This window comes from Phycisphaerales bacterium (assembly GCA_016716475.1).
Classification (GTDB): domain Bacteria; phylum Planctomycetota; class Phycisphaerae; order UBA1845; family Fen-1342; genus JADJWG01.
This window is the reverse complement of sequence record JADJWG010000001.1, coordinates 486,313-498,551: the sequence shown is the minus strand read 5'-3', so window position 1 is coordinate 498,551 and position 12,239 is coordinate 486,313. Positions and strand designations below refer to the sequence as shown.

Below are 12,239 nucleotides of genomic sequence, written 5' to 3'. Positions count from 1 at the left end.
AGCGGTTGAACGGCCGGGCTGGTGGTATGGCGGACCCCGGCGGCGGTCCCGCCGGGCGGGTGAGGGTTCCCGTGTTCAGCGGGCAGATGATCTCCGGGCCTCGCATCGGTGTGCTCCTCTCCGAGGAGCTCGCGTGGTTGCGGGCGCACCGTGAGGATCCGGACAAGAGCCGCAGGGAGGAGTTGTGCGGCTGGTTCGTCCTGTGGTGGGCGGTGTTTGCGCCGGAGGTGGTGCGGAGCACGGCCGGCGCGGACCTGGCGGCTTTGTGTGCCGAGTGGGATCTGCGCGACGAGTACGATCCTGCCCGCTGGCGGCACACGGTGTTGCCCGCGACGGCGCAGTTTGTGATGTCGGGCGAAGCACAGCACCTCGCACCGCTACACGCCGGGCTGGACCATCCGGATGCGGAGTTGCGCACCCTCTCGCTCGCGGCGGCCGCTTTCGTGGGGCCGCGCCTGCTCGTCGCGGCCGCGGACGTCACGCATCGTCTGCGGCACAACCTGGGAGCACTGCATTCCGTGCCCGAGTCGCTGGGCGTGGCGCTGCTGTTGGACGGAACCGCCGAAGAGAAACGTGCGCTCCTGAGGGGCTGGCTGTTCAGCCGGAAGTTGTGCGCACCGGCCACGGACGAGTTGCGGGCGCTGCTGGCGGGTCGACCGTTGGGGAACCCCTGTGCCGAGCGGTTTCGGTCGTTGGAGCGGTACGTGCTGCTGAGGGCGCTGACGATGGTGCCCGGGGCGCCGGGAACCACCGCGGAGCCGGGCGCAGCGCGGCGTGCGGAGCCGCCCGCGTCACAGGCACAGGCGGGTCCGACGTTCGATCAGCTCTGGGAGCAGTTACGGCAATACGCGCCGCTCCGGGCGGAACTCGGCCTGGAGTGAGTGTTCGGGTGCGGCCACGCCGGCGTTACGGGCAGACCATCGCGGCCTTGATGCGCGCGATGAAACCGCTGAGGTCGGCGAAGTTCACGGTGCCGTCGCCATTCGTGTCGCCGTGGAGCCACGGGCAGGACGAGGACCAGTGGTCCGGGCTGCCGGCCTTGAGCGCGGCGATGAACGGTGAGATGTCGGCGAAGTTCACCAGGCCGTCACAGTTCAGGTCGCCGGGGCAGGGCACCGGCGCGCCGTCGCAGGAGAGTGCGTGGTAGGAGCCGGGTGTTCCGATGTCACCCGTAGTGGCGGCGAAAGAGCCGAACGCATCCGCGAGTGCGGACAGTTCCCAGGCGTGGACGTCGTTGAGGCCGAGCGCTTCCCGGCAGGTCTGGCCACTGCGGTTCTGGGTCCGGATGCTGCCGGGGAAGACCTGGTCGCCGTAAGCGAGCCGGTCGACCAGCACGCCGTCCGCATCATAGAGGTTGAGTTCGTCGTTGCGACCGATGTTGTGCCCGCTCACGCTGCCGAGTTCCCCGACAATCTTGACTTGTGGCCCGAGTCCCCAGGCGGCACGGAAGCTCTCGGCCGGGCTCTCCGTGAGCACGACCGATTCGCCCGGTTGCACGAGCCCAAAGGCGCTGAGGTCAAACGCGCCCGGGTTGCCGTGATCGTCGTCGAAGCTCCAACCGGTCAGGTCGACCGGCTCGTTCGAGCGATTGGTGAACTCGATGAATTCGCCGCTGGCACCCTGGTACATCCACTCCGTGATGCGCATGCCGCCGGTCGCTCCGAAGGTGTATTCAACATAGAGCGGGTCCCACTCGGTGCGCTCGGGCAGGAAGGTGAGCGAGGCGTAGGCGTTGGCCGCGGTGGCCGCCACGTAATACGCGATGCGTTCGCCGCCCGAACCGACCACGGGTAGCGGGGCGGTGTAGGTATCCGGCTCCAGAAGCACCATCGGTGTGCGGGCATACGGGCTGGCGGGATTCGGCCGATAGAAGAGCTCGACTTTCGCCACAGCGCTGCCGGCGGGAGTAACGTGGGCCGTCACCCACACCTGGGTACCCGGCTCCGGCGTGGCAATAGAGGGTGTGACCCCATCAATCGTCGGACCGGTCGCGGTGAGTTCCGCGTTCAGGTTCAGAAAGGTCACGCGCTGGTTGACGAACTGCTGCAATCCGATGACGTTGCCACCGGCCAGCCCGGCGTAGGGCATGTTCACCGTGCTGGTAAAGTTGTTCTGGAAGAGCGTGTAGGAGTACAGCTTCTTGGGGTCGGCTTCGACCGCGGGTGCGATCAGGTTCCGCAGCGCGGTGAACTGGGGCTCGAAGTAGTCCCAGCGGAGAGCGCGTCGCGCGGTGCGATAATGGGCCATGTAGCGCTGACGCAGCTCGGGCACCGCGAGCACATGGTTCAACACGGGTTTATTGAGGGCCGTGAAGTTGCGGGTCACGGTCCAGGTGGTTTGGGTGAAGGTCTCGTTCGCGTCGCGCTGCAGGAGGTGCATGCGTCCGTCGAGCGGGTCGCGGTACGCCATGAAATCCGCACCCTTGTTGATGTAGCTGTCATCGTCCGTCAGCAGATTCTCGAGCACGACCGACCAGATGGAAGGGTCGATGGCGAAGAGGGTGTCAATGTTCGACCAGGTCGCCAAGGGCTCGTTGGTCACGGCGTTGCAGACCGCGATCAGCGCGCCCCAGGGGTCTTCCAGCCCGCCGTCGTTCTGGATCTCGTAACCGGAGTAGCCACTCGGGGAGCTCCCGTTGTAGCGGAGTCCCGGGCCGTTGGGATTGTTCGCACACTTGATGCGCAAGCCGTCGGCATCCGTAAAGTACCGGCTGAGCATCGACTTGTTCGGTTGCTGGACATTGATGTATACGCCCCAGTTCTGCCCATTGAGTGAGAGCAGAACATGGTTGGCGCGGGGGTTGGGGATGAACTGTGCCACGTAATTGTTGTAAACAACTTCGCGGCAGAACGTCGGATCGCGGAATCCGTTGTTGAGGTTGAGCGTGGAGTAGCCCATCAGATTCTGATTCTCATCCACCGCGTCCAGCCGCACCTTGAGGGAAAACTTCTCCGAACCCGGAGGCAGACCGATGTACGAGGTGTTGCCGCGAATTCGAACGCCCACATTGGGGTAGGTGATCCCCTCCACTTCAAGATCCGCGAGTATCTCCGTTTCCGATGTGTAGTTCTGCCTCAGCAACGACAGCCAGTTGGCATCATGAAACGTGATGTTGAGCGTGCGTAGCACGGTGGTGTCGTACAGGTCCTGGGCCGCGGTAAACGGTGGCCCGGCCAGAACGAAGAGCGTGAGCGGCCAGAGCAGGCCGCGGGCGGAACACGGTGACGATGGCACGGGAACTCCTCCGGAGGGCTCGCGGTAAGTTCGGGGCTGCGGAATTCCCGCGTGCGAGCCGTGCGGGCTTCCAGAGCGCGAGACGTTGCCCGAAGGGAATTATTGCAGGGTGGGGGGCCTCAATTCACATGGCTGCTTTTGTAACTCAATTCTGACTGCACATGCACGGGGTTGTAGCTGGAGAACACAGTTATAGGACGAACGAGGCGCCACTTGGACAGTGGAATGGCCCCGGGGGCGGAAACATGTTGACGTCGGAGGGGATGCGCCGAAGAATATGGGATGGAGCGCGGTGTCGTGATCGCCAAAAAACCGGTCACGGAACCCCACTCGCCGAGAATGATTCGAGGCAACTGCGGTCGGTCGAGCAGAAATTCTCGACTTTCATCCTAGTCCTTCTGGCATCATGCCGGCCGGACCGAGTTGCGGGATCGAAGCTGTGCCCGCGCGCTCGTTTTCGCCAGGAGGTGACTGTCCATGGACCGGTACCACTCGCCCGCCATTGCAGATCTGGCCCAGCAGTTGCTGCGTGGCCCCAAGCGGCTGCGGCTCCGCCAGTTGTTGGGCATTGACTTCCTGCTCACGCTCCTTGAGAACGACCACGGCTACCCATTCGATTTCGTCTGCCAGGCCCTGACCGGGTACCGCCCGAAGGACGGCAGCGTCATCCTGATGGGTGAGGAACTGCTTGGCGATCTCGTGCTGCTGGCCGAGAATCTGAGTGACGATGCCGGCTTGGCGGTCGAGAGCTGGCGCGGGGCGGTGTACACTGTTTCCGAGTTGGCCGCACGGTTTGATGTCAGTACGAAGACTATCTTCCGGTGGCGGCGGCGCGGGCTGATCGGCTGGAAATTCCGCACGCAGGGCGATCCGCGGCCGCGACTCCTCTTCACAGAGTGCAGCGTTCGGCGGTTCGTTTCTCAGAATACGGGGCTGGTGAGTCGCGGCAGCAACTTCTCGCAGCTTACGCCGGACGAGCGTCAGGCGATCGTTGCACGAGCGAGTGAACTGGTGGCGGCGGGGCACCGCACGGTCAACGCCGTCGCGCGGGAGATCGCCAGCGGGACCGGCCGTGCCGTCGAGACGATTCGCCTGATTCTGAAACACTACGATGAAACCCATCCCAAGGCGGGGATCTTCAACCGTCCACTGCTGGATGTGGAGGTCGACGACCAGCGTCTCGCGGTGTGGGAGGCGTATTGCGACGGGGCGACGGTGGAGGGGCTCGCGCGGCGATTTGAGCGGCCGGTGGGCTGGATCTACCGAGCCGTGACGCAGATGCGGGCGCGGGAGCTGATGGCCCGGGCGATCGAGTATGTGCCGAGCGACGAGTTTGATGCGCCCGATGCGGAGGAGCGCATTCTACACACGGAACCGGGCGAGCCGCTGCGCCAGGCGCTGTCACGCAGTGAGCGGCGCGTGCCGGAGGCGCTGCCACCCTATCTCGCGAACCTGTTCCGTATCCCCTTGTTGACGCGGGCGGGTGAGCAGACGCTCTTCCGGCGGATGAATTACCTGCGCTACCGGGCGGCCCGGCTTTCGGCGGCGCTCGACCCCGAGGCGGCGACGGCGCAGGAACTGGACCACATAGAGGATCTGATTGCGCAGGCCGAGGCCCTGAAGAACGACATCGTGCAGGCCAACCTGCGACTGGTGGTCAGCATCGCGAAACGGCACCTGAACGGGCAGCACGACATGTTCGAGCTGATCAGCGATGGGAATGTGTCGTTGATGCGGGCGGTGGATAAGTTTGACTACGCGCGCGGCTTCAAGTTCAGCACGTATGCTTCTTGGGCCGTGATGAAAAACTTTGCGCGGTCGATTCCGGAGCAGCGGCGGCACCTGGAACGGTACCAGACCGGGTGGGACGAAATGCTCGAGACTTTCGGGAGCGCCTCCCAGGTCGAGGAGGAGTCGGATCACCTGCGGGCGCTGCGCGGCACGGTCGGGCGCATGCTGGCAGCGCTCGACGATCGGGAGCAGGTGATCCTGCGGCAACGTTACGGCCTCGACGGTGGGGGTGTCCCGCAAACGCTGGAGCAGATCGGGCAGCGGTTCGGCGTGTCGAAGGAGCGCATCCGGCAGCTCGAAGCGCGGGCCATTACGAAGCTGCGCGGTGAGTTTGAGTCGGACGTGCAGCAGTTGCTGGGGGCCTAGGTTGGTGCGACCTCCAGGCCCTCGTCAAGCCGCGCCTGCGCATGGGCGTGGCCCGGGGGCGCGTGCTGACCAAGGGCAGCGGAGGGGCAGGTGCAGCCATGGCGGGCCTGTGTACGGCATGCGCCGCGCGCTGGTGGTGAGCACCCAATTGCGTCCTTGACGTATTCTCATATGGGACTATATTAGAAGTATGCCGCGGGCCGCGACAACGACGGATGTCTTCAACGCGATTGCCGAGCGTCGGAGGCGCGAGATCATCGCACTGCTGGCGGTGCGGGCGCGGGCGGTCGGCGACTTGGTCGACGCGCTGGGGTTGCCGCAGCCGGCCGTCTCGAAGCATCTGGGTGTGCTGCGCAAGGTTGGCCTCGTGCGGGTGAACCGCGCGGGACGCCAGCGTGTATACACGTTCGATGCGGAGGTGCTGAAGCCGGTGCACGACTGGGTCAAGACCTGCGAACGGCTTTGGAGCCAACAGCTTGATCGAGTCAAACATCGGGCTGAGCGTCGGGCGGCGGAACGATTGGAATCCTGAGGGCTGATGGGGGTGGGCTGGAGGAAGGACAATGTGGACGGACACCGCGGGGCCGGCGTTGAGCACGCTGCATATCCACCGCGAAGTGGAGATCGCCGCGCCGCCGGACATTGCGTTCGAAGCGCTGTTGGAAGAGTTGGGGCCCGCGGGCGAGATGCCCGACGGCCAGCCGTTTCCGATGAAGATCGAGCCGTGGCCGGGCGGGCGCTGGTACCGCGACCTGGGCGCTGGCCGCGGGCACTTCTGGGGGCACGTGCAGGTCATCAAGCCACCGGGGCTGCTGGAGATCTGCGGGCCCCTGTTCATGTCGTATCCCGCAATTTCGCACGTGCAATACCGGCTGACGGCTGAAGGGGAAGGGACGCGACTGCGCTTGGTCCACCGGGCCATGGGGCAGATTCTGGACGAACATCGGGAGGGTGTCGTGACGGGTTGGGAGTACGGTTTGGGGCGTGTTCGCGAAATCGCGGAGCAGCGACAGGGGCGCCGCTGAGGGTCAGGCGCCTGGAGTTTCATTTCGGGCAGTTTGCAGAGGCGCGGCGCGCGGCCAGCCGCAAACCAATCTTTGCGTGAAGGGAGACAGCACGATGATGGTTGAACCGCTGAAGGAACACGCGTGGTTGCAGAAGTTCGTGGGAGCGTGGAGTTACGAGGGGGAGGCGTTCATGGGGCCGGATCAGCCGCGTGCAAAGTTCACCGGGCGGGAGAGCGTACGGTCGGTCGGTGGGCTGTGGATCGTCGCGGAGGGTCGCGGCACCATGCCGGGCGGGGGCGTGGGGACGGCGCTGCTGACCGTCGGGTACGACCCTCAGAAGGAGCGGTTCGTCGGCTCATGGGTTGGGTCGATGATGGCCAGCATGTACGTCTACGAAGGGCGCCTGGACGAGTCCGGCACGGTACTGACGCTGGAGGCGGAAGGGCCGAATTGCGTGGACGAGGGCAAGACCGCGAAATACCGGGACATCTACGAGTTCAAGAGCGCTGACGTCCGGATGCTGCGGTCGGAGATGCAGGGCGCGGACGGCCAGTGGCAGGAGTTCGTACGCGCGGAGTACCGGAGAAGCTCAAGCTGACTTCGGGAGCAGGGTGAACCGGGAGGGCTCCGGCGCCGGCCGCGCCCCCCGGGCGTACAACCGCTCCCTCGCGCCACCCCCCCCCGACGGGGGCCGCGGCGCGCCGACCGGTCTACTCTTGCCTTTGGCGTCAGTCGGCGGGGGCCGGTTCCAACTCGGCCTTTGGCTCCGCCGGAGTTGCGGCTGTTTCGGGTACGGCCGTGACGCGGAACTGCCGCGCTGACGTGTAGTACTTGCGGAAGGTGTCGCGCACCTGCTCCGCGGTGATGGCCTCGTAGGCGGCGGGGATGTTCTTCAGGTCCTCGAGTCGCCCTTTGTGCAGATCGAACGCGCTCAGGCGGTCGAACCAGAAGCTCGGTTCCTTGAGTTGCTGGTCGAGCGAATTCAGCGTCTGTCGCAGGGCCGTGGCGAGCTCCTCGGCGCTCGGACCGTCAGCCGCAAAAGCGGTGAAGATCTTCTCGACCTCGGCCACGACCTCATCGGTCTTGGCGGGGTCGCACGGTGCCCCGCTGAGGAAAGAGCCGGCATCGTGGTAGACCGGGTCGGGGCTGTGGGATGCGCTGATCGAGTAGACCAGCGCCAATTCCTCCCGCACGCGCTTGATCAGCCGACTGTCGAGCGTGTTTTGTGCAAGGTTGAGAGCACGGACATCCGCGATGTTTTGCGCGTCGGCCGCGACGAAGCCCGTCAGCGCGAAGCCCTGCGGGGTAATGGTGTCGACGCGTACGTGCCGTACGAGTGGTCCCGGCCCACGGTCGCGCAGGGTGCGCAGGGGCTCGAGGTGTTCGGCCGTTCGCGGCCTTTCGCCGAGGGATGCCACGTAGGTTTCGAGCAGCGGGAGGACCGTTTCAAGGGGCACTTCGCCGACGATCGTGACTTCCAGGGGTGCAGAGCGGGCGATGCGGTGGAACCATTGCTGCGCCGCTTCCAGCGTCAGCGCTTCCACCTGCTCGACCGCAGGTAGCAGGATGCGGCGCGGGTCGCCGCCGCTCACCGCCTTGACGAACGTTTCAAGAGCGACGAACTGCGGCATACGGCGCGCCATGGCGAACTGCTGCAAGATCTGTTGGCGCGTGTTGTCATAGGCACTCTGCTCGAGCTTACCGCTGATGAGCAGAGCATGGGCAAGCTGGAGACCGAACTCGAGATCCTGTGGTGAGCCGCGGAGGGTGACCCGCAGGTGGTCGTTGGCCGGGGCGGCGCCGATGGCGATGTTGCGACCGGTCATCAGATCCTGGAGCGCGGACGAATCAAGCCGGTCGGTGGCGGGTTGGGCGAAGAGCCGCGACGCGAACAGCGTAATGCCGGCGTTTGCGGACGTCTCCTCGATCTGACCGCCGGCCAGCGCGAAGCTGACGAGCACGAGATCTTTCTTGTAGTCCATGAAGCGGTAGTGGAAGCGGACGCCGTTGGAGAGCCAGCCGCTGACGATCTGCAAGTCCTCGTCGCGGGTGGTCTCGGTAACCTTGCCGGGCACCGGCGGTTGGGCAAGCAGACTGTCCGCCGCGGCGACATCCGCAATCTGCACCGTGCTCCGCGCGAAGGCCGCGCGCGCCGCGGCGAGCACCTCGTCCTCCGCCGGCAGCTTGATCCCGTCTTTCTCCGGCAATGTGACCACGTACGCGAAGGCCTGGGGGGAGTAATGCGCCGCGAAGGCGGCGTTGAGCTCCGCGAGCGTGATCGTGGGCAAGAGCTTCTGGAGTACGTCCAGCTCCTGCTCGGCGGAGAGCACCGGCTCACGCGTGTTCACACCGGCCAGGATGCGGAACAGCAGGCCGCGGGCGTTCTGCGTCGGTTCCTTGCGGACGGCATCTTCGGCGCCGGAGAGTACTTCCCGCTGACAAAGGTCGAATTCACCGGGCAGGAAGCCGTGCTCGCGGGCACGGCGGATCTCGAGGATGACTTCCGCGAGCATCTTCTCCCAGGCGTCCGGTTCGCCCGTGGCCGAGCCACTCACCAGCACGGCGTCGTTCAGGAAATCGCCGACGGACACCTGCGCGGTGCGATAGGCGGCCTCGCCGCGCTGGACGCGCTGCGACAGGCGTCGATTGAGCATCCAGAGTGCCAGTCGGTCCACCAGCTCGACGCGGGCCTGTGCGATTGTGGTGGTCGGCTGACGACCCGGGTGCAAGGCATACAGGTCAACATTGCCCTGGGCGTGCTCCGGGTCCGTGATGATGAAGGCCCGCTCCGTCTCGAAGGGCCGCAAGCCGGGGCGCGCCTGATCTGCCGCCGCGACGGTCGCCTCGTATTGGCCGAACCACTTCTCCAGCAGCGGCAGGTAGGGCTCCGGCTCGGCATCGCCCACGAGAATGACAGTGATGTTCTGTGGCCGGTACCACGTGCGGTAGTACGCCTCGAAACGGTCGCGGTCCGCATTCTCGATGACTTCCCGTTTGCCGATCGGCAGGCGCTGGCTGAGGTGTGAACCGGCAAAGACCCGCTCGATGAACTCATCACGGATGCGCTGCTGGGCACTCATGCCGGCCCGCAACTCGGAAAGCACGACGCCGCGCTCGCGGTCGATCTCCGCCGGCAGCAGCAGCAGGCGGAAGGCGTAATCGCTGAGGACTTTCAGAGCGTCCGCCACCTGCGGTTCGGTGGCATCCGGCAGGAACAGCATGTAGGCCGTCTGATCGAAGCCGGTGAAGGCGTTGAGGTCGGGCCCGAACTGCATCCCGATGCGCTCGAAATATGGCACGAGTTCGCCCGGTGCAAAGTGTTCGGAGCCGTTGAAGGCCATGTGCTCAAGGAAGTGTGCCAGGCCGCGTTGCTCCTCGGTCTCGTTCAGGGAGCCGGAGGCCACATGCATCATCAGGGCCATGCGACCAGGTGGGTTATCGTGCTTGCGATACTTCCAGGTGACACCGTTCGCCAGCTTGCCGGAAAGAATCCGGGCGTCGCTGGGAAGCGGGTCGGCGGCGAATAGGGGCATGGCGATGGCCAGCGTGGCCAGCCAGACGAGCGGACGAATTAGGCGGGTCTTCATGGAAGCGCTGTTCCTGCTGCAGGGGAGAAGCTGCGGGGATGAATGGTGCCGCGCAGGAGGACCGAGACGTCTCGGTCGGACTCCCTGTCTCCCATCCGGGCGCGGAGTATACTCATGCCTTCACGGTCGCCCCGGGGTCGTGTACAAGATGCGACAAAACGGTGCAACGGTGGTGGCGGGGTTGACAAGGAGCGGCGATGCCAGTGGTGCAGATTCAGAACGGGGCGTACCAGGTAGGTTCAGAGCGCGTCCCGCTGTTCGCAGGGGAGGTGCATTACTGGCGGCTCCATCCCGCGCGCTGGCGCCGTGTGCTCGAAGCGACGCAACGGCTCGGAGTTCGTGTGGTCGCCACCTACGTGCCGTGGGAATACCACGAACTCGCGCCTGGCCAATTCGACTTTACCGGCAGCACGGAACCGCCGCGCAACCTGGTTGGTTTCCTGGAGCTGGTGCAATCGCTGGGTTTCTGGGTCCTGATTCGTCCAGGACCATTCATCTACTCCGAGTGGACCAATGCCGGCGTGCCGGATCGTGTCGTACGTCTGCCGCGCATCGGGGAGTCGTATCGGCGCGAAGCCCGCGTGTGGATGGCTGCGGTGACGGCCGCATTGCGGCCCTTCCTCGCGACGCAAGGTGGCCGCATCCTGTCCTGGATGACCGATAACGAGATGGACATCTTCTCGCACTGGTTCGAGGATGAGAGCGGGCTCAATGGGAGGCCCGTGCCGGGTTTCTTCCACGACTTCCTCCGCAGTGCCTATCGCGATGTGGCGGATCTGAACACGGCGTGGGGCACGGCATATGCCCGGATCGAGGATGCGCAGCCGTACGCGGTACGACTGAACAGTTTCGACCCGCAGGGGTTGACGCGCCACAAGGACTACTGGCGGTTCCAGCACTGGGCCACGGCGGAGGGCTTGCGCTGGCATGCGCAGACCTACCGCGAACTGGGGGTCGACGTGCCGCTGGTCGCAAACTATTACCCCGGGGGTGACGTGCAGAACTGGCGCGAAGTGGCGAAGACCGTTGATTACACCGGCATCGACTGGTATCCCCGGAACGAGTTCGGTGGTGAGCCGGAAGAGCACCGGCTCTTCCTCGACACCTGCCGCTACCAGCGCGTGATCTCGACCCTGCCACACGTCGCGGAATTGGAGTGCGGCGTCTGGCACGGCTACCACGAGTATGTCGGCGTACTTACGCCGAATCACTACCGTCTCCTGGCCACGTCGCTGCTGATCGCGGGCGTGCACGGGTTCAACTGGTATATGCTGGTCGGGCGCGACAACTGGTACTACACGCCGATCAATGAGCGTGGTGATGTGCGGCCGGAACTGGGCGATGTCTTACGGCAGTTCCACGCGCTGGCAGCGGAGATCGATCTGCCGACACTCCGCAAGTGCACCGACACCGCGGTGATGCTCGAACCGTTGCAGGTTCCGACGGACCAGGCGTACGCTCGCAACCCGGTACTCAGTGCGCTGCATGCGGCCGATGTGGATTTCGAGTTGTACGACCCCGAGTTGGGGCGAATCGAGCGGCCGTTGCTGTACTATTCCGGGGCCGACTGGCTGGCGACACAGTCGCAGCAGCGACTCGTCGATTATGTGGAGCGGGGCGGCACGCTTGTGCTCTGTCAGCAGTTCCCACAGCGGGATGAGCGGTTCAGGCCGCACAATGGCTTGGAAATCGCGCCACCGGATCGCATCCTCTCGCCCTTGGGCAAAAAAGTCGCGGTGGAACTGGGAGCCGAGCGGCCGGAGTCGGATGGCGCGGTGTGGGTGTGGGATCGGCCTCCGGGACAGCCGGTCTGGGGCACGCAGACGGCCGGTCAGCAACAGGCCGTCGAGAACGCGGACAAGTGGATGACCGGCTACATCGGGAAGCGCTGGGTGTGTGGGTATGTGGAGCCGCGGGGAGCCGGGCGCGTGCTGATGCTGGGTGTGCCGATGAATGCGGCGATCGTCCGGGCCGTGCATCGCTGGGCGGGTGTGCCGCTGTTTGCGCAGGCGGAACTGCCGGGGGTAACCACGGCGCTCTATTCCACGGCGGGCTCTTGGGTGCTCGTGGCAACGAATCTGAATGCGGCCGAATCCGGTGTGCGTGTACGGATGGAAGGTGTGCCGCTGCCGGCCGAGGTGACGGTGCGGGACTTGTGGACGGGCACCGAGGAGCGCATGGCTTCTGCCACGCTGTACGTGCGGGTGCCGCGACGCAGCGGTGGCACATGGTGCATTACACCCTGATGCGTCAC

At 65.3% G+C, this 12,239-nt stretch carries 8 protein-coding genes; 6 read left to right on the top strand and 2 right to left on the bottom strand.

Annotation, left to right across the window (positions count from 1 at the left end; all coding sequences use genetic code 11):
* Positions 1–86: 86 nt before the first annotated feature.
* Entirely contained in the window at positions 87–881 is a 795-nt protein-coding gene (locus tag IPM18_02115; protein MBK9118384.1) for a hypothetical protein, read from the top strand.
* 25 nt (positions 882–906) lie between these two features.
* Here IPM18_02115 and IPM18_02110 read toward each other — a convergent pair whose 3' ends face one another.
* Positions 907–3,234, bottom strand: coding sequence for a CotH kinase family protein (locus IPM18_02110; protein ID MBK9118383.1), 2,328 nt, complete (start codon positions 3,232–3,234; stop codon positions 907–909).
* Positions 3,235–3,711: 477 nt separating this feature from the next.
* Here IPM18_02110 and IPM18_02105 point away from each other — a divergent pair, with 477 nt between their 5' ends.
* The 4 genes from IPM18_02105 (at position 3,712) to IPM18_02090 (ending at position 6,996) form a co-directional block, all read left to right on the top strand.
* Entirely contained in the window at positions 3,712–5,391 is a 1,680-nt protein-coding gene (locus IPM18_02105) for a sigma-70 family RNA polymerase sigma factor (protein ID MBK9118382.1), read from the top strand.
* A 190-nt stretch (positions 5,392–5,581) separates the two neighbouring features.
* Positions 5,582–5,923, top strand: a complete 342-nt coding sequence (locus IPM18_02100) for a winged helix-turn-helix transcriptional regulator (GenBank protein MBK9118381.1) — start codon at positions 5,582–5,584, stop codon at positions 5,921–5,923.
* Between the two features lie 31 nt (positions 5,924–5,954).
* Entirely contained in the window at positions 5,955–6,416 is a 462-nt protein-coding gene (locus IPM18_02095; GenBank protein ID MBK9118380.1) for an SRPBCC domain-containing protein, read from the top strand.
* A gap of 94 nt (positions 6,417–6,510) precedes the next feature.
* Positions 6,511–6,996 carry a DUF1579 domain-containing protein gene (locus tag IPM18_02090; GenBank protein MBK9118379.1) on the top strand — a complete coding sequence of 162 codons (486 nt, stop codon included), beginning with the start codon at positions 6,511–6,513 and terminating at the stop codon, positions 6,994–6,996.
* A 130-nt stretch (positions 6,997–7,126) separates the two neighbouring features.
* On the opposite strand, the gene IPM18_02085 is transcribed toward IPM18_02090, so the two are convergent.
* Positions 7,127–9,985 carry an insulinase family protein gene (locus IPM18_02085; GenBank protein MBK9118378.1) on the bottom strand — a complete coding sequence of 953 codons (2,859 nt, stop codon included), beginning with the start codon at positions 9,983–9,985 and terminating at the stop codon, positions 7,127–7,129.
* A gap of 197 nt (positions 9,986–10,182) precedes the next feature.
* Here IPM18_02085 and IPM18_02080 point away from each other — a divergent pair, with 197 nt between their 5' ends.
* Positions 10,183–12,231, top strand: a complete 2,049-nt coding sequence (locus IPM18_02080) for a beta-galactosidase (GenBank protein MBK9118377.1) — start codon at positions 10,183–10,185, stop codon at positions 12,229–12,231.
* Positions 12,232–12,239: the final 8 nt, after the last annotated feature.